At 68.0% G+C, this 15,678-nt stretch carries 20 protein-coding genes; 9 read left to right on the plus strand and 11 right to left on the minus strand.

Features of this window, described 5'->3' with window-relative positions:
• Positions 1-56 precede the first annotated feature (56 nt).
• A complete protein-coding gene (locus AC07OX_RS10195; RefSeq protein WP_495260448.1) occupies positions 57-548 on the minus strand; it encodes a hypothetical protein in 492 nt (163 codons plus the stop codon).
• 234 nt (positions 549-782) lie between these two features.
• On the opposite strand from AC07OX_RS10195, the gene gdhA reads away from it, so the two are divergent.
• Complete coding sequence (gene gdhA, locus AC07OX_RS10200; protein WP_095744520.1) at positions 783-2,126, plus strand: NADP-specific glutamate dehydrogenase; 1,344 nt, start codon at positions 783-785, stop codon at positions 2,124-2,126.
• Positions 2,127-2,139: 13 nt separating this feature from the next.
• On the opposite strand, the gene AC07OX_RS10205 is transcribed toward gdhA, so the two are convergent.
• Complete coding sequence (locus tag AC07OX_RS10205) at positions 2,140-2,379, minus strand: hypothetical protein (protein ID WP_095951069.1); 240 nt, start codon at positions 2,377-2,379, stop codon at positions 2,140-2,142.
• Positions 2,380-2,434: 55 nt separating this feature from the next.
• A complete protein-coding gene (locus AC07OX_RS10210; protein WP_495260447.1) occupies positions 2,435-2,929 on the minus strand; it encodes a MerR family transcriptional regulator in 495 nt (164 codons plus the stop codon).
• 69 nt (positions 2,930-2,998) lie between these two features.
• Between AC07OX_RS10210 and AC07OX_RS10215 the strand changes: the two genes are divergently transcribed.
• Positions 2,999-4,240, plus strand: a complete 1,242-nt coding sequence (locus AC07OX_RS10215; RefSeq protein ID WP_495260446.1) for an NADH:flavin oxidoreductase/NADH oxidase family protein — start codon at positions 2,999-3,001, stop codon at positions 4,238-4,240.
• A gap of 16 nt (positions 4,241-4,256) precedes the next feature.
• Here the strand turns inward: AC07OX_RS10215 and AC07OX_RS10220 are convergent, their stop codons facing one another.
• Genes AC07OX_RS10220 through AC07OX_RS10230 form a run of 3 tightly spaced genes read right to left on the minus strand, consistent with a single transcriptional unit; the run spans position 4,257 to position 6,744 of the window.
• Complete coding sequence (locus AC07OX_RS10220; RefSeq protein WP_495260445.1) at positions 4,257-5,384, minus strand: phosphatidate phosphatase App1 family protein; 1,128 nt, start codon at positions 5,382-5,384, stop codon at positions 4,257-4,259.
• Positions 5,381-5,899: a dihydrofolate reductase gene (locus AC07OX_RS10225; RefSeq protein WP_095951073.1), complete on the minus strand. Its 519-nt coding sequence runs from the start codon at positions 5,897-5,899 to the stop codon at positions 5,381-5,383. Before AC07OX_RS10225 ends, AC07OX_RS10220 begins: the two co-directional genes overlap by 4 nt.
• 5 nt (positions 5,900-5,904) lie before the next feature.
• Entirely contained in the window at positions 5,905-6,744 is an 840-nt protein-coding gene (locus AC07OX_RS10230) for a thymidylate synthase (protein WP_070059729.1), read from the minus strand.
• 36 nt (positions 6,745-6,780) lie between these two features.
• Between AC07OX_RS10230 and nthA the strand changes: the two genes are divergently transcribed.
• From nthA to AC07OX_RS10245, 3 genes are read left to right on the plus strand one after another with little or no spacing between them, the layout of a single operon-like run.
• Positions 6,781-7,419, plus strand: a complete 639-nt coding sequence (gene nthA, locus AC07OX_RS10235; RefSeq protein ID WP_495260444.1) for a nitrile hydratase subunit alpha — start codon at positions 6,781-6,783, stop codon at positions 7,417-7,419.
• Positions 7,416-8,081, plus strand: coding sequence for a nitrile hydratase subunit beta (nthB, locus tag AC07OX_RS10240; RefSeq protein WP_495260443.1), 666 nt, complete (start codon positions 7,416-7,418; stop codon positions 8,079-8,081). The genes nthA and nthB overlap by 4 nt, the downstream gene beginning before the upstream one ends.
• A complete protein-coding gene (locus tag AC07OX_RS10245) occupies positions 8,078-8,455 on the plus strand; it encodes a nitrile hydratase accessory protein (RefSeq protein ID WP_495260442.1) in 378 nt (125 codons plus the stop codon). Before nthB ends, AC07OX_RS10245 begins: the two co-directional genes overlap by 4 nt.
• Here the strand turns inward: AC07OX_RS10245 and AC07OX_RS10250 are convergent.
• Positions 8,452-9,390: a helix-turn-helix domain-containing protein gene (locus AC07OX_RS10250; RefSeq protein WP_495260884.1), complete on the minus strand. Its 939-nt coding sequence runs from the start codon at positions 9,388-9,390 to the stop codon at positions 8,452-8,454. The genes AC07OX_RS10245 and AC07OX_RS10250 overlap by 4 nt on opposite strands.
• 226 nt (positions 9,391-9,616) lie before the next feature.
• Here AC07OX_RS10250 and AC07OX_RS10255 point away from each other — a divergent pair, with 226 nt between their 5' ends.
• The gene (locus AC07OX_RS10255) at positions 9,617-10,147 is read left to right on the plus strand and encodes a 2,4'-dihydroxyacetophenone dioxygenase family protein (protein ID WP_495260441.1); all 531 of its coding nucleotides are present in this window, start codon (positions 9,617-9,619) and stop codon (positions 10,145-10,147) included.
• Positions 10,148-10,186: 39 nt separating this feature from the next.
• On the opposite strand, the gene AC07OX_RS10260 is transcribed toward AC07OX_RS10255, so the two are convergent.
• Positions 10,187-11,614 carry an FAD-binding oxidoreductase gene (locus AC07OX_RS10260; protein WP_495260440.1) on the minus strand — a complete coding sequence of 476 codons (1,428 nt, stop codon included), beginning with the start codon at positions 11,612-11,614 and terminating at the stop codon, positions 10,187-10,189.
• Positions 11,611-12,027 carry a DUF2069 domain-containing protein gene (locus tag AC07OX_RS10265; RefSeq protein ID WP_062476618.1) on the minus strand — a complete coding sequence of 139 codons (417 nt, stop codon included), beginning with the start codon at positions 12,025-12,027 and terminating at the stop codon, positions 11,611-11,613. The genes AC07OX_RS10260 and AC07OX_RS10265 overlap by 4 nt, the downstream gene beginning before the upstream one ends.
• 66 nt (positions 12,028-12,093) lie before the next feature.
• Between AC07OX_RS10265 and AC07OX_RS10270 the strand changes: the two genes are divergently transcribed.
• On the plus strand, positions 12,094-13,305 hold the full coding sequence (locus AC07OX_RS10270) for a YihY family inner membrane protein (protein WP_390345335.1): 1,212 nt from the start codon (positions 12,094-12,096) through the stop codon (positions 13,303-13,305).
• Positions 13,306-13,327: 22 nt separating this feature from the next.
• Here the strand turns inward: AC07OX_RS10270 and AC07OX_RS10275 are convergent, their stop codons facing one another.
• Complete coding sequence (locus tag AC07OX_RS10275; protein ID WP_062476696.1) at positions 13,328-13,678, minus strand: Mpo1-like protein; 351 nt, start codon at positions 13,676-13,678, stop codon at positions 13,328-13,330.
• A gap of 98 nt (positions 13,679-13,776) precedes the next feature.
• On the opposite strand from AC07OX_RS10275, the gene AC07OX_RS10280 reads away from it, so the two are divergent.
• Both AC07OX_RS10280 and AC07OX_RS10285 read left to right on the plus strand, forming a co-directional pair.
• Positions 13,777-14,160, plus strand: coding sequence for a thioredoxin family protein (locus AC07OX_RS10280; protein WP_139705773.1), 384 nt, complete (start codon positions 13,777-13,779; stop codon positions 14,158-14,160).
• 21 nt (positions 14,161-14,181) lie between these two features.
• Positions 14,182-14,847 carry an NAD-dependent epimerase/dehydratase family protein gene (locus tag AC07OX_RS10285; RefSeq protein WP_369632093.1) on the plus strand — a complete coding sequence of 222 codons (666 nt, stop codon included), beginning with the start codon at positions 14,182-14,184 and terminating at the stop codon, positions 14,845-14,847.
• 24 nt (positions 14,848-14,871) lie between these two features.
• Here the strand turns inward: AC07OX_RS10285 and AC07OX_RS10290 are convergent, their stop codons facing one another.
• The gene (locus AC07OX_RS10290) at positions 14,872-15,678 is read right to left on the minus strand and encodes an alpha/beta fold hydrolase (protein WP_495260439.1); all 807 of its coding nucleotides are present in this window, start codon (positions 15,676-15,678) and stop codon (positions 14,872-14,874) included.

A 15,678-nucleotide genomic window follows, 5' to 3' on the forward strand; every position in this document is an offset into this window, starting at 1 on the left:
CAGGCGGGCGTGCCCTTGATCCGGGGCGCCTTGCCTTCATCGTCCCCGCTTCCCGGTCAGAGCTCGCGGTAGTCCCGGATGCGCGCGCGTGCGAGCTGCTGCGCCGCTGCAATGGCCGCCGGATCGGCCGCGGCCGCATCGGGCAGCCAGTGGAAGGCGTCCGGGCCGTGGCACAGCAGCAGGCCGTCCTTGAAGCGGCGGGCCTTGGTGTAGGCCTCCCAGCCGTGGCGCACCTCGCTGTGGCGGCCCCGTGCGTGGGAGCCGCTTTCCGACAGCGAGAAGTCGATCTCGTCGTTGTAGAAGGGGCTTTGCCTGAAGCGATGGAGGGCCAGCCGGGCGATGGCCGGCGCGCTCAGCAGCAGCGCGATGCCGACCGCGAAAACGGCCGCCAGGACGGGAAGCCCTTCGTAGACACACACGGCCAGGGCCAGGGCGAACAGCAGCGCCAACGGCCACTTGAACCGGACCCACCAGACCTGCTGCAGGTTGCGCAGGAAGCCGGTGAGCACATGCGCCTGCGAGAACTGGAAGCGGTAGCTGATCTGCATCTTTGAATTCCGAGACGGGCCGTGCGGGAAGGCGCGCGGGGCGGGATTCTGACCGCTTTTCCGGGCGCCGTGGTGCGCCCTCGGCGATGTTCCAAGTTGGGGCCTTGCCACGCTACGCGCTCCAAACAACGCACCTTGTTAGGGCTTTGCGCCTCAATCTGGTTCTCCGATCCGGCAAAATGCAGGATTCGCATAAGGTTATGCACCGTTTTGGAAAACAGAGGATTGATTGGAATGAAGCACGCATCCGTCGGGGGGTTCCTCGCACACGTCGCACAACGCAACCCCGGACAGCCCGAGTACCTGCAGGCCGTGACCGAAGTGATGGAGAGCCTGTGGCCCTACATCGAGAAGCACCCCAAGTACACGAGCCACAGCCTGCTGGAGCGGCTGGTGGAGCCCGAGCGCGTGATCATGTTCCGCGTGTCCTGGGTGGACGATCACGGCGAGGTGCAGGTCAACCGCGGTTTCCGCATCCAGCACAGCCTGGCCATCGGCCCCTACAAGGGCGGCATGCGCTTCCACCCCTCGGTGAACCTGTCGATCCTCAAGTTCCTGGCTTTCGAGCAGACCTTCAAGAACGCGCTGACCACGCTGCCCATGGGCGGCGGCAAGGGCGGCGCCGACTTCGACCCCAAGGGCAAGAGCCAGGGCGAGGTGATGCGCTTCTGCCAGGCCCTGGTGACCGAGCTGTTCCGCCACGTGGGCTCCGACACGGACGTGCCGGCCGGCGACGTGGGCGTGGGCGGGCGCGAGGTCGGCTTCATGGCCGGCATGGTCAAGAAGCTCACCAACCGCGCCGACTGCGTGTTCACCGGCAAGGGCCTGAGCTTCGGCGGCTCGCTGATCCGCCCTGAAGCCACCGGCTACGGCAACGTCTACTTCGCGCAGGAAATGCTCAAGCGCAAGGGCCGCAGCTTCGACGGCCTGCGCGTGAGCGTCTCGGGCGCGGGCAACGTGGCGCAATACACCATCGAGAAGGCCATGGCGCTGGGCGCCAAGGTGGTCACGGTGTCCGATTCGAGCGGCACCGTCGTCGACGAGGAAGGCTTCACGCCCGAGAAGCTGGCCGTGCTGATGGACGTGAAGAACCACCTCTACGGCCGCGTGAGCGACTACGCCGAGCGCACCGGCACCCGCTTCGTGGCCGGCGCCACGCCGTGGCATGTGCCGGTCGACGTGGCACTGCCCAGCGCCACGCAGAACGAGCTCAACGAGGAAGACGCGCGCACGCTGGTGAAGAACGGCGTGGTGTGCGTGGCCGAAGGCGCCAACATGCCCTCGACCATGGAGGCCGTGAAGGTGCTCGAAGGCCACGGCGTGCTGTACGCGCCGGGCAAGGCCAGCAACGCGGGCGGTGTGGCCACGTCGGGCCTGGAGATGAGCCAGAACGCAGCGCGCCTGTCATGGACGCGCGACGAGGTCGATGCGCGCCTGCTGCAGATCATGCAGGGCATCCACGAGTCGTGCCTGCACTACGGTTCGCGCGCCGACGGCAGCGTGAGCTACGTGGATGGCGCGAACATCGCCGGCTTCGTGCGCGTGGCCGATGCGATGCTGGCGCAGGGCGTGGTCTGACGATTCGGGTTCGTCAGAGTTCGATGAACGAAGAGGTCGCCTTGTTCAGGGCCAGGCGGCCCTTCGCGGTGATCGATTCCACCTGGGCCAGCTGATGGATCGCGCGCTCGTCGGGCGCGTGCTCCGACGGCGGAATGAAGGCAGTCACGAGGTCGGCGGCACGCAGCACGCGCAGCCTGTCGATGTCTGCGGGCGTGTGGAGGACGTATGGCAATTTCTGCTCGGCGAGGGTCCGAAGAAATTCCATGGACATGGGTCGTCTCCTTGTGTTGAGGGGAGGGCGGTTCGGACATTGTGCGCACAAACAATTAGCGCTGTCTAAACCCTGCGCCGCGCATGCCTTTCGAGGCGTGTACCGAAGTTTCCAGTTCTTTCTGCGGGCGCGAGGGACGTGCCACTTTGTTTCTGGTCGTAGCCATGCTTTCGGCCAGCGTGGCGGGGTCCATGCATTCGCCAGCGGCCCAGGTCTGGCGCAAGGTGGCGCGCAGGTCGGTCAGGTCGCGCCGCTGCGCGCGCAGGCCGGCCATGAGCTGGTCGATTTCGCGCACGCGGCCGTCGAGCCGCTCGAGCAGGTCGTCCCCCGAAAAGACCTCGCAGCCCGCGAAGGCGCTGCGCAGGCTGTCCAGCGAGAAGCCGAGGTTCTGCGCGATCTGGATCAGCTGCAGCCGTTTGAGCGCGGCCTCGGTGTAGACGCGGTACCCATTGGCGCCGCGCTCGGGCGCGGGCAGCAGGCCGCTTTGCTCGTAGAAGCGGATGGCCGAGGGCGCCATGCCGGTCTTGTCTGCCAATTCACCGATCTTCATATCGCTTGACCTTCAAGTTGGCTTGAATCTTAGCATCGGGTTTTTCCACTCCACCCCCCGGTCCTCATCGTGAACTCCTCGCCGCTTTTCCTGCCGCTGACCCTGCCCAACGGGAGCGTCCTGCCCAACCGCCTGGCCAAGGCCGCCATGGAGGAAAACATGGCCGATGCCGGGCAGTTGCCGGGCGCGGCGCTGCACGACCTCTACCGCGTCTGGGCGCAGGGCGGGGCGGGCCTGATCCTCACGGGCAACGTGATGATCGACGGCCGCGCGCTCACCGGCCCGGGCGGCGTCGTGCTCGAAGCCGGCACGCCGCTGGAGCGCTTCAGCGAATGGGCCGCGGCCGCGCGCAGCGGCGGCGCGCAGGTGTGGATGCAGATCAACCATCCGGGCCGACAGGTGCAGATCAGCATGGGCGGCACGGCCTGGGCGCCGTCGTCGGTGGCGCTCGATCTGGGCAAGCACAGCAAGCTTTTCGTGCAGCCCAAGGCCATGAGCGAGGCGGAGATCGCCGAGACCGTCGACCGCTTCGCCGCCACGGCGCAGGCCGCCGAGCGCGCGGGCTTCACCGGCGTGCAGGTCCATGCGGCGCACGGCTACCTGCTCTCGCAGTTTTTGTCGCCGCTGACCAACCAGCGCACCGATGCCTGGGGCGGCAGCCTGGAGAACCGCGCGCGCTTTCTGCTCGACGTGGTGCGTGCCGTGCGGGCCCGCGTGGCGCGCGGCTTCGCCGTGGCCGTGAAGCTCAACTCCGCCGACTTCCAGCGCGGCGGCTTCTCGGAGAACGATGCGAAGCAGGTCATCCGCTGGCTCAACGACGAGGCCGTGGACCTGGTCGAACTGTCGGGCGGCAGCTACGAGAGCCCGGCGATGCAGGGCCGCACCGCCGACGGCCGCACGCTGGCGCGCGAGGCCTACTTCCTGGAGTTCGCCCGGGAGCTGGCCGCCGAGGCGCGCATGCCGGTCATGACCACGGGCGGCATCGTGCGCCGCGCTGTCGCCGAACGGGTGCTGGGAGAAGGCGTCGCCGTGGTGGGCATGGCCACCGCGCTGGCCGTGGCGCCCGACCTGCCCGCACGCTGGCGCGCGGGCGAAGACGCGGCGGCGCAGAGCCCGCAGGTCGACTGGAAGGACCAGGTCATGGCCGCGCTGGCGCGCATGGCGCTGGTGAAGCGCCGGCTGCGCACGCTGCGCCCGGGCCGCAACAGCGCGCCTGCGCATTCGCCGTTCCTGACCCTGGTGCTCGACCAGCTGCGCACGAAGCGGCTGACGAAGCGCTATCGGCGCTGGCTGGGCGCGCGCGCGGTGTGAACCGTCGTCGGTGCCGCTATCGATTGGCCGGTTGAATGGGCCAGGCGGTGGTGTCGGGCCGCAGCAGGTGCCAGACCACGGGCTCGATGCCTTCGAAGGTGGCGCGGTAGCGATCGGACAGCCGGTTCTCGTCGGTCACGTCGCGGATCACGATGCCGTCGATGCGCTGCGGATGCGCACGAAACACCTGCGCATAGATCTCGGGATCGGCCTCGCCCGAATCGCCCACGAGCAGGAAGCGGCGCTGCGGAAATTCGGCCAGCAGCCGCTCGATCACGCCGAGTTTGTGCGCGCGCGAGTCTTCGGCGCTGGGGATCAGCGTGCGCCATGTCGTGCTTTCGCGCAGGTGCATGCTGCCGGCGGGAAAGTCGGCGTCGCGAATGAAATCGGTGAGCGCGGGGTACAGCTGGATCGGGCTGCCCGAGAGGTAGTGAAAGCGCGTGCCGGGCGCCTGCGCCAGCGCGCGGTAGTGCGCCGCCATGCCCGGCGCGGCCTCGAAGCGGCGCGCGAAGGTGTTCAGCAGCATCTCGCGCCGGTCGCGCACCTGCGTGCGCTTGATGGTGTCGTCGATGTCCGAGATGACCGACACGCCCTGCGCCGGCACGATCTGCGCACGGCCGCGAAAGCGCGGCAGCAGCTCGCCCGGACCGGTCACGCCATGGAAGGGCAGCCACTCCTGCGACGCCGGGATGTGCGAGGCCTCGACGACCGCGCGCAGGTTGCTGCGGCCGTCGGCGCCCGTGGGCGGCATCGTGAGGCGCGTGGCCGAGCCGTCGAAGACGACGTCGATCACCTTGTCTTCTTCCGACTCGGCATGGAACAGCGCCGTGCGCTGGCTGAAGCGCAGCCGCGCGGCCGGCGTGAGCTTCTTCAGGTTCATGCCGAGGTAGCGCGCGAGCGCGGCGTCCAGGCCCCAGCGGTGCTCGCGCTCGAACACCCAGGCATGCACGTCGACCTCGAGCCGGCCATCGGCCGTGGGGCGCGCGGTGCCGGGCATGAACAGCGCCTCTTCGTCCGACTCCAGCGGCCCGGCAGCATGCAGGGCCTGCAGCGGCGCGAGGCCGGCGAGCAGGGCGGCACCGGCCAGCATCGTGCGCCGCGACAGCATCGGCGAAGTGCCGGGCGTGCGGTGCTTGATCGTCATGCAGTGACGCGTTCGTAGGTCACGAAGCTGAAGGGCAGGCCGTCCTTGGCCGAGACGTGCGACTCGCGCTGCGTCTCGCGCCACACGGCGGCGTCGAGCACGGGGGCGTGCGCGTCGCCTTCGTAGTCGCGCGCGATCTCGGTGACCACGGCGCGCTGGGCCAGCGGCTCGGCTTCGGCGTAGATCTGTGCGCCGCCGATCACCCAGACTTCGGGCGAGTCCGACGGCGTGCACAGCGACAGCGCATCGGGCAGGCTGCCGACCGCTTGCGCGCCTTCGGCCTGCCAGTCGGTTTGCCTGGTGACCACGATGTTCCGGCGGCCCGGCAGCGGACGAAAGCGCGGGGGCAGCGAATCCCAGGTCTTGCGGCCCATCACCACGGGCGCGCCCGCGGTCTGCTGCTTGAAGTGCGCCATGTCCTCCGGCAGGTGCCAGGGAATGGTGTTGTTCACGCCGATCACGCCGTTGGCGGCGCGCGCGAAGATCAGGTTGATGCGGGGCGTGGCGGCGCTCATCGCGTTCACACCGCCACCGGCGCCTTGATCGGGTCGCCGTGCTTGTAGTCCAGCACTTCGAAGTCTTCGTACTGGTAGTCGAAGATCGAGTCGGGCTTGCGCTTGATGTTCAGCGTGGGGTAGGGGAAGGGCGTGCGGCTGAGCTGCAGCTTCACCTGCTCGGCGTGGTTGCTGTAGATGTGGCAGTCGCCGCCGGTCCAGATGAAATCGCCCACGTCGAGGTCGCACTGCTGCGCCACCATGTGCGTGAGCAGCGCATAGCTTGCGATGTTGAAGGGCACGCCCAGGAAGATGTCGGCGCTGCGCTGGTAGAGCTGGCAGCTGAGCTTGCCGCGCTCGCCTTCGGCCTGCGGCGGCGCCACGTAGAACTGGAAGAAGGCATGGCAGGGCATGAGCGCCATCTTCGACAGCTCGGCCACGTTCCAGGCGCTCACGATGATGCGGCGCGAGTCGGGGTTGGTCTTCAGCGTCTTGATGACGTCGGAAATCTGGTCGATGTGGCCGCCGTCGGGCGTGGGCCAGCTGCGCCACTGCACGCCGTACACCGGGCCCAGGTCGCCGTCTTCGCGCGCCCATTCGTCCCAGATGGTGACGCCGCGTTCCTTGAGCCAGTTGTTGTTGCTGGAGCCGGTCAGGAACCACAGCAGTTCCTGGATGATGGACTTCAGGTGCACCTTCTTCGTGGTCACCAGCGGAAAGCCCTCGTTCAGGTCGAAGCGCATCTGGTGGCCGAACACGCTCTTGGTGCCCGTGCCCGTGCGGTCGCTCTTGAACACGCCGTGCGTGTCGACGTGGCGCATGAAATCTTCGTACTGGGAGCGGACGGGGCGGGCAGGGAGGGTCATGTTGGGAATTTTACGGGGCGGCGCTAGCATCGGCCGATGACCGGCCATGACCACTCCCACGACCATTCCCACGACCACAGCGAACTCGGCGAGATGGACCTGCGGGTGCGCGCCCTCGAAAGCGTGCTCACGCAAAAAGGCTACATCGACCCCGCCGCGCTCGACGCGCTGATCGACACCTACCAGACCCGCATCGGCCCGCGCAACGGCGCGCGGGTGGTGGCGCGGGCCTGGGTCGATCGCAAGTTCCATGAATGGCTGATGGCCGATGCCACGGCGGCCATCGCCTCGCTGGGCTATACGGGCCGCCAGGGCGAGCACATGGTGGCCGTGGCCAACACCGACGACCAGCACCACATGGTCGTCTGCACCCTGTGCAGCTGCTACCCCTGGCCCGTGCTCGGCCTGCCGCCCACCTGGTACAAGAGCGCGCCCTACCGCTCGCGCGCCGTGAAAGATCCGCGCGGCGTGCTGGCCGATTTCGGCACCACCTTGGCCGAGACCACGCGCATCCGCGTCTGGGACTCGACCGCCGAGGTGCGCTACCTCGTGATCCCGCAGCGCCCGGCGGGCACCGAGAGCTGGAGCGAAGACGAACTCGCCGCGCGGGTCTCGCGCGATTCGATGATCGGCACGCGCGTGGTCGAGGCGCCGTCGGCAAGGAGCACGACATGACCTACACGACGCATGCCGACCTCGGCGGACAACCCGGCTTCGGCCCCGTCACGCCCGAGCCCGAAGGCGAGCTGTTCCATGGCGCCTGGGAGCCGCGCGCGCTGGCGCTCACGCTGGCCATGGGTGCCACCGGCTCCTGGAACATCGACACCAGCCGCGCCGCGCGTGAGACGCTGCCTGACTACCGCGACCTGAGCTACTACCAGATCTGGCTCGGCGCGCTGGAGCAGCTGATGCTGCAGCGTGGCCAGGTCTTCGCGGACGAGATCGAATCCGGGCAGATGCACCATCCGGCCGCACCGGTCGCCCGCGTGCTGCAGGCCGCGAACGTGCCCGCCGTGCTCGCCAGGGGCTCCGGCACCGAGCGCCCCGCATCGGCGCCCGCGCGCTTTGCGGTCGGGCAGGCCGTGCGCATGCACCTCGGGCGCGTCGACCACCACACGCGCCTGCCGGCCTATGTGCAGGGCAAGCGCGGCACGATCGAGCACATCCACGGCGCGCACGTGTTCGCCGATGCGAATGCGCAGGGCCTGGGAGAGCAGCCGCAGTGGCTCTACACCGTGGTCTTCGACGAGGCCGAGCTGTGGGGCGAGGGCACGCCGCGCCAGAACCTCGCGGTATCGGTCGATGCGTGGGAACGCTACCTGGAGCCCGCGGCATGAAGGCGAACGACATGCCGGCGCTCGCACTCGCCCCGGGCATGCCGCGCGACGCCGACGGGCCGGTGTTCAGGGAACCGTGGGAGGCGCAGGCCTTCGCGATGACGCTCGCGCTGCACGAGCGCGGGCTGTTCAGCTGGGTCGAGTGGGCCGAGGCGCTGGCCACCCAGATCACGGCCGCGCAGGCCGCGGGCGACCCGGACACGGGCGACACCTACTACCGCCACTGGCTTGCCGCGCTCGAAGGCCTCGTGGCCCGCAAGGGCGCGAGTTCCGGCGACGAGCTGGCCCGCTACCGCCACGCTTGGGACCACGCGGCGGAGCGCACGCCGCATGGGCAGCCGATCGAGCTGCGCGGCGAGGATTTTCCAGGCTAGATGTGAAGCGCCAAGCTATCGACCATGGCCCGGCGGTGTTGCGAAGGGGGCTGGCCGAAGCGCGCCTTGAAGGCGCTGGCGAAGTGCGCTGGTGAGGCAAATCCGCATTGGAATGCGACGTCGCCCACTGTGAGACGTTGCCGCGCCGGGTCGGCCAGTATTCGCTGAGCCATCTCGAGGCGGCACTGCCAGATCCATCCGGTCACGGTGCAGCCTTTGCTTGCAAACAGGCGGTTCAAATGGCGCGGCGACAGGCAGACGTGTCTGGCAACGGCCGCCGTATCGAGTCCAGCCTCGGCAAGATGTTCCGCGATGTAGGTTTCGGCACACAGACGCGCGACCTCGGACGAAGCGCGGGCTCTGCGCGCCTCGCAAGGCAGCGCGAGAAGCGCCCGACATAGCGCGCTGACCCGTTCGGCTGCTTTGACAGCATCACAGGCAAGCGGCCGTTCGATGAAGTTGTGCAGCGTTCGATCCAATTCAGCGCGAAGGCTCCGACCGCCTTGCCCGAAATCGATCTTGGTCGGCCCCGTCGGCAGAATCGATCTGTCTTCGTCCAGCAGCAGCGCCGTCGGCAGGTCAACCAGGAACTGTTGGGTCCTGCGAGAAAAACCGCACAGGTAAGGATCGGATGTCCGGTACACGAGCACATCGCCGGGCTGCGCCGTGATGCAGCGTCCCTTCTGGTAAAAAAACACCTCGCCCTCGACCACCATCGCAACGAAGACGGAGTTCTTCGGATGGCGCCGCAACAATGCGGGGGTTCTTTCGATGACGTGCTCGTTGCCGGCCACGTCGGCCACCCGCAACGATCCCAGATCGAAGTTCCGCTCCGTCGCCTCCAGGCCCTCGCCGGCATAGCTGGTGCACCGCAGTCCGATCAGCTCGGACGCGTTGTAGGCTTCCCAGAAACCGATCCGCTCATGCGGCGGCACCAAGTCGGTAGAAACTCTGCATTGGGGTACTGTGATGGGCGCGCAACTCATCGCTGGGGTCTCGTTCGTCTGAAGGCGCTGATGCTACGCACGGTGGGCACGGACGACGGTCGGGTATACACCAGACCGAATGTCCAAATGGAGGAAGGAAGTCGTCCATCCGGAGATAACGTGCCTTGGCCGGCCTTTCTAGACTGCCAGCATCACATCACAAACGGAGACAACGATGCATTCCCTCCCCGAGGAGTTTTGGCGGAACATCGCGCCGATCGCGAACGTTTTCAAGCCCGACGCCAAGCCTGAGGTGCATATCGCCAATGCGGCCACCGACGACAGCCGCTACTACATCCCCATCAGTGAGACAGTTTCATCGCGTCCCTTGTGGATCTCTCCCAGTGAGAACAAATGGGCCGACGTTCTGCGCGCCGACGGTCCAGGGCTGATCAATCGCCACTACCATCCGCACGAGGTGTTCGCCTTCACCCTGTCTGGCAAGTGGGGCTACCTGGAGCACGAATGGACTGCCGAGGCTGGCGACTTCGTCTACGAGACGCCCGGCGAGAGTCACACGCTGGTGGCGCATCACCATCCAGAACCGATGAAGGTCTTCTTCATCGTGAAGGGCCCCCTCATCTGGCTGGACGAGAAAGGCGAGTCGGTCGGGCACTTTGACGTGCACGACTACATCGAGTTGGCCCGGGCGCATTACCAGAAGGTGGGGCTTGGCGCCGCCTACGTCGATACGCTGTTCAGGTAAGACGAGGTCGATCGGATGGCCGTGGTTCGATGCGTACGGCTAGACCCGGATCACGCGCCCCGGATTCAGGATGTTCTTCGGATCGAGCCCGCGCTTGATCGCCCGCATCATCTCCAGCGCCACCGGCGACTTGTGCTTCTCGAGCTTGTCGACCTTGAGCGAGCCCACGCCATGCTCGGCCGAGAACGAGCCGCCGAACTGCTCGACCGCGTCGTAGACCAGCGTGTTGATGCGCTCTTCCTCGTTCTTCAAAAACGCCTTGGTGTCGATGTTCTCGGGCGCCTGCACGTTGTAGTGCAGGTTGCCGTCGCCCAGGTGGCCGAAGTTCACCAGCCGCACGCCGGCGATCTCGCGTTTCAGCAGGGCGTCGGTGGCTTCCACGAAGGCGGGAATGCGCGACACGGGGATCGAGATGTCGTGCTTGATGTTCAGCCCCTCTTCGGCCTGCGCGAGCGGAATGCTCTCGCGGATGTGCCAGAGCTGGTGCGCCTGCGTGAGGTTCTCGGCCACCACCGCGTCGCTCACGCAGCCGTCTTCGAAGGCGGTTTCGAGCAGCGCCTCGAAGCGCGCGCGGGCGTGGTCCTCGGACTCGCTGTCGGAGTTCTCGAGCAGCACGCAATACGGCACGGCCTCGTCATTGATGAAGGGCACGCGCAGCTGCGGCATGTGCTTGTCGACCAGGCTCAGCGCGAACTTGCCCATCACCTCGAAGCCCGTGAGGCCCGAGCCCAGGTGCTTGTGCGCCAGGCCCAGCAGCGTGACCGCATGGTCGAGCGAAGGCACGGCCGCCCAGGCCGTGAGCTGCGCGGCGGGCAGCGGGTACAGCTTCATGGTCGCGGCGGTGATGACGCCCAGCGTGCCTTCGCTGCCGACGATCAGGTCGCGCAGGTCGTAGCCCGTGTTGTCCTTGCGCAGGCCGCTCGTGCCTTCCCAGATCTCGCCCTGCGGCGTGACCACTTCCAGGCCCAGGCACAGGTCGCGCGTGTTGCCGTAGCGCACGACCTGCGTGCCGCCCGCGTTGGTCGCCAGGTTGCCGCCGATGGTGCAGCTGCCCTCGGCCGCGAGGCTCAGCGGGAACAGGTAGCCGGCCTTCTCGGCCGTCTCCTGCAGCGTCTGCAGGATGCAGCCCGCCTCGACGGTCATCGTGAGGTTGGCGGCGTCGATGTTGCGGATGGCGTTCAGTCGCTGCAGGCTCAGCACCACCTGCGTGCCGCTGTCGTCGGGAATGGAGCCGACCGCCAGGCCGGTGTTGCCGCCCTGCGGAATGACGGCCGTGCCGGCCGCGGCGCAGGCCTTGACCACGTCGGCCACCTGCTGCGCATTGGCCGGGCGCACCACGGCGAGCGACTTGCCGCGCGCGCGCTTGCGCCAGTCCTGCTCGTAGGCCGCGAGGTCGCCCTCGGTCAGCACGTGCGTGGCGCCGACGATGGCGCGCAGTTGGTCGATGAGGGAAGAAGAGGTGGTCATTGGGCGGAAGCCTCCAGGGGACGGGCAGCAGCAGCGGCGGCCTTGGCGTGGCGCAGGCGAAGGCGCACATGCCACGCGCAGGCCGCGAAGAGCACGAGGCACAGCAGCACCTCGACGAGCGCGAGGACCTGCCCCACGCCGTTGGTGTCGCTCCAGGCGCGCACCACGCCTTCGGTGAAGTAGAGCCAGATCATCAGGCTGACCCAGCGGTAGGTGTACATGCGGTTCTTGTAGAGCCCCGCGAGCGGAATGACCAGCGGCAGCACCTTGAGCGCGAGCAGCGAGCCGCCCGGGCGCAGCGGCGCCAGCCACAGCTCCCAGGCCAGGCCCAGCACGATCAGGCCGACGAGGCTGCCCACGGCGGCCCATCGGGTGGCGCGGACGGAAGAGGGCGGGAGTGGGGTGTCGGACACGGTGGCGGCGAAAGAGAGAGGGGGAGGCGCACCGGGTGTGGCGCGTCTCGGGAAAGAGCGGATGGCATGATACCGGCCATGAATCGCAGGCAGCTTTGGAGGGATCTTTCGCGCTTTCCTTGGCGCAACACCGCAGCGGTCTTGGGGGAGCGTTTTCGCGAAGACCGCCTCGGCCTCACGGCCAGCAGCCTGACCTTCACCACGACCATCGCCATGGTGCCGTTCTTCACGGTGGCGCTTGCCCTCTTCACCGTGTTCCCGATGTTCGCCACCATGCAGGGCCGCCTGCAGCGCTGGCTGATCGAGAGCCTGATTCCCGACAACATCGCGCGCCAGGTGCTGGGCTACCTGAACCAGTTCGCGAGCAAGGCCAGCGGGCTGGGCATCGCGGGCCTGGTGGTGCTGCTGATCACCGCCATCGCGCTGATCCTCACCATCGACAAGACGCTCAACAACATCTGGCGCGTGCGAACGCCGCGGCCGCTCGCGCAGCGGGTGCTGATCTACTGGGCCACCATCACGCTGGGGCCGCTGATCCTCGCGGTGAGCCTGTCGACCACCTCGTACGTGTTCGCCGCTTCGCGCGACGTGGTGGGCGGAGGCATCGTCAAGCTGGCCTTCGACACCCTGGAGTTCCTGCTGCTCGCGGCCGGCATGGCCGGGCTGTACCACTACGTGCCGAACACCACGGTGCGCTGGTCGCATGCCTGGGCCGGCGGCCTCTTCGTGGCGGCCGCCATCGAGATCGCCAAGCGCGTGCTGGGCTACTACCTGAGCCTGGTGCCGACCTACTCGGTGCTGTACGGCGCCTTCGCCACCTTCCCGATCCTGCTGGTGTGGATCTACGTGGCCTGGGTGATCGTGCTGCTGGGCGCCGTCATCGCGGCCTACCTGCCGAGCCTGCTGACGGGCGTGGCGCGCCGGGGCGGCGCGGCGGGCTGGCCGATGCAGCTCGCGATGGAAGTGCTGCAGCACCTGGCGCGCGCGCAGGCCACGCCGGCCAAGGGCATGGGCGCGAGCGAACTGTTGACGCGCATGCGGGTCGACGGGCTGCAGCTGGTGCCGGTGATCGACACGCTGGTGCGGCTCGACTGGATCGCGCCGCTGGCCGAGGAGCCCGCCAACCAGGACCCGCGCTACGTGCTGCTGGCCGACCCGTCGACGCCCATCGAGCCGCTGCTGCGCGAGCTGCTGATGCCGCGCGCCGAGCCGCTGGAAGACCTGTGGCAGAAGGGCCCGCTGCGTACGCTGCGGCTAGGCGACGTGCTATTGATCTAGGAGCGCCCTGGCGTTGGGGGCGTCAGATCTTGACCCGGCCGGCCCAGATGTCCCGGTACATCGTCCAGTCGCCCATGAAGGAGTACAGCGGACGCTTGAACGAGGCGGGCTTGTTCTTCTCGAAACCGAAGTGCCCGACCCAGGCGAAGCCGTAGCCCGCCACCAGCCCGGCCAGCAGCCACCACGGATTGAGCGTGACCACCAGGGCCACGAGGCACAGCAGCGAAATCGTCGAGCCCGCGAAATGCAGCCGCCGGCAGGTGACGTTGGCGTGCTCGGTCAGGTAGAAGGGATAGAACTCGGCAAAGCTGGTGAAGCGGCGCGGATCGACCGTGGCCGGCGTGTCCGGTGCGGCAGGGGTGGAGGTGTTCATCGTGGGTCTCCTGCGCCCCGCAGGGGCTTTGTTGATAATAGCCACGACCCCGCGGCCGCACCACCCGGGTTCGCCATCCCACCTTCGCCGTATCCACCTTGAGCGCTGTTCCCGTCGTCCCCGTCGATTCTTCCGCCGATGCCAACGCGCTGTGGGTCGTCTGCCTGTGCGCCGAATGGTGCGGCACCTGCCGCGACTACCGGCCGCTGCTGGTCGAGTTGGCAAAGGCGCACCCGCAGTTCCGCTTCGCCTGGGTCGACATCGAGGACCACGCCGAGATCGCCGACGCCTTCGACGTCGAGACCTTCCCGACCTTGCTGGTGGCCGGCGCCGACGGCACGCGCTTTCTCGGTCCGCTGCTGCCGCACATCGAAACGCTGTCGCGGCTGCTCGGCGCGCTGCAGCCGCCGCAGCCTTCCAGCCTCGACGTCGACCTGCTGCTGGCCGTGCTCGAGAAAAAGCCCGCGGCCTTCGCGGTCTGACCTCTTCGGAGCTTCCTTCCCATGAACATCCTGATCTTTGGCGCCACCGGCATGGTGGGGCAGGGCGTGCTGCGCGAGTGCCTGCTGGCGCCCGACGTGGAACGCGTGGTGGCCGTGGGACGCAGCGCCACCGGGCAGCAGCATCCCAAGCTGCAGGACCTGGTGCACACCGACATGTTCGACTACCGCGCCATCGAGTCGCAGCTGACGGGCTTCGATGCCTGCTTCTTCTGCCTGGGCGTGTCGTCGGTCGGCATGAAGGAGCCCGAGTACAAGCGCATCACCTACGACCTGACGATCGCAGCCGCCACCGTGCTGGCGCGGCTCAACCCGGGCATGACCTTCACCTACGTGACGGGCGCGGGCACCGACAGCAGCGAGCGCGGCGAACGCATGTGGGCGCGCGTGAAGGGCGCGACCGAGAACGCGCTGATGCGCCTGCCGTTTCGCGCGTCCTACATGTTCCGGCCCGGGATGATCCAGCCGCTGCACGGCGTGCGCTCGAAGACGCCGCTGTACGACGCCGCGATCGTGGTGCTCAAGCCCGTGCTCGGGCTGGCCCACCGCTGGTGGCCCGACCGCGTGACCACCACCGAGAAGGTGGGCCGCGCGATGCTCGCGGTGGCGCGCCGGGGGGCACGCAAGGTGCTGCTCGATCCGGCGGACATCAACGCGCTGGGCAGCTAGGCCGCCCGGCGCTCTTCGCAGTTTTCAGCCCGCGACGAAGTCGCGCAGCGCGAACAGCACCTCGTCCGGCGCCTCGCTCATCAGCGCGTGGCCGGCATGCACCGTCACCACCTTGGCGTTGCGCGCCTTGCCCACCAGCGCCTTGGTGGCGCGCGGCGGCGTCATCTGGTCGGCGTCGCCCAGGAGGAACAGCACGGGGCACTGCACCTTCTCCATCGCGGCTTCGCCGTTGGCGTAGTCGTTGCAGGCCTTGAAGCCGATGTGGAACACATTGGCCTCGCGGTTGCTCGCGAGCACGCGGCGCATCAGCGCGCGCGAGCTGCCGTACAGCCACGTGCCCGGGCCGAGCGACGAGGGCGGCGGTGCCAGCAGCGAGTGCGAGAAGGTGTTGACCATCGCGATGGCGCGCTGCGGATCGCTCACCGAGCTTTCGAGCAACGCGGGCGACACCACCATCGGGTAGGCCGTGCCGACCATCGCGAGCTGCGTGATGCGCTCCGGCGCGCGCGCCGTGGTTTCGAGCGCGATCAGCGAGCCGAAGCTGTGGCCGACCAGCGCGGCCTTCTGCACGCCCGCCGCGTCGAGCAGCGCGATGACGAACTGCGCCGCCTCTTCCACGCTGGCCGGCGGCGCGCCGGCGCTCTTGCAGTGGCCCGGCAGGTCGACCGCCAGCACGTTCCAGCCGTGGTTGGCGAACCAGCGGCTTTGCAGAATCCACACGCTGTGGTCGTTGAGCACGCCGTGGATGAACACCACCGTGGGCTTGGCCGCATCGAAGGGCTTGCCTGCGGTGTAGCAGTAGGTGTCGTGGCCGTTGACGGTGTAGTTCAT

This window comes from Variovorax sp. GW821-FHT09D07, from assembly GCF_059416345.1.

Excerpts from the sequence above, each read along its gene's own strand:
- AC07OX_RS10195 (WP_495260448.1), bottom strand. The coding sequence starts at position 548 with ATGCAGATCAGCTACCGCTTCCAGTTCTCGCAGGCGCATGTGCTCACC.
- gdhA (WP_095744520.1), top strand. The coding sequence starts at position 783 with ATGAAGCACGCATCCGTCGGGGGGTTCCTCGCACACGTCGCACAACGC.
- AC07OX_RS10205 (WP_095951069.1), bottom strand. The coding sequence starts at position 2,379 with ATGTCCATGGAATTTCTTCGGACCCTCGCCGAGCAGAAATTGCCATAC.
- AC07OX_RS10210 (WP_495260447.1), bottom strand. The coding sequence starts at position 2,929 with ATGAAGATCGGTGAATTGGCAGACAAGACCGGCATGGCGCCCTCGGCC.
- AC07OX_RS10220 (WP_495260445.1), bottom strand. The coding sequence starts at position 5,384 with ATGACGATCAAGCACCGCACGCCCGGCACTTCGCCGATGCTGTCGCGG.
- AC07OX_RS10225 (WP_095951073.1), bottom strand. The coding sequence starts at position 5,899 with ATGAGCGCCGCCACGCCCCGCATCAACCTGATCTTCGCGCGCGCCGCC.
- AC07OX_RS10230 (WP_070059729.1), bottom strand. The coding sequence starts at position 6,744 with ATGACCCTCCCTGCCCGCCCCGTCCGCTCCCAGTACGAAGATTTCATG.
- nthA (WP_495260444.1), top strand. The coding sequence starts at position 6,781 with ATGACCGGCCATGACCACTCCCACGACCATTCCCACGACCACAGCGAA.
- nthB (WP_495260443.1), top strand. The coding sequence starts at position 7,416 with ATGACCTACACGACGCATGCCGACCTCGGCGGACAACCCGGCTTCGGC.
- AC07OX_RS10245 (WP_495260442.1), top strand. The coding sequence starts at position 8,078 with ATGAAGGCGAACGACATGCCGGCGCTCGCACTCGCCCCGGGCATGCCG.
- AC07OX_RS10255 (WP_495260441.1), top strand. The coding sequence starts at position 9,617 with ATGCATTCCCTCCCCGAGGAGTTTTGGCGGAACATCGCGCCGATCGCG.
- AC07OX_RS10260 (WP_495260440.1), bottom strand. The coding sequence starts at position 11,614 with ATGACCACCTCTTCTTCCCTCATCGACCAACTGCGCGCCATCGTCGGC.
- AC07OX_RS10270 (WP_390345335.1), top strand. The coding sequence starts at position 12,094 with ATGATACCGGCCATGAATCGCAGGCAGCTTTGGAGGGATCTTTCGCGC.
- AC07OX_RS10275 (WP_062476696.1), bottom strand. The coding sequence starts at position 13,678 with ATGAACACCTCCACCCCTGCCGCACCGGACACGCCGGCCACGGTCGAT.
- AC07OX_RS10285 (WP_369632093.1), top strand. The coding sequence starts at position 14,182 with ATGAACATCCTGATCTTTGGCGCCACCGGCATGGTGGGGCAGGGCGTG.
- AC07OX_RS10290 (WP_495260439.1), bottom strand. The coding sequence starts at position 15,678 with ATGAACTACACCGTCAACGGCCACGACACCTACTGCTACACCGCAGGC.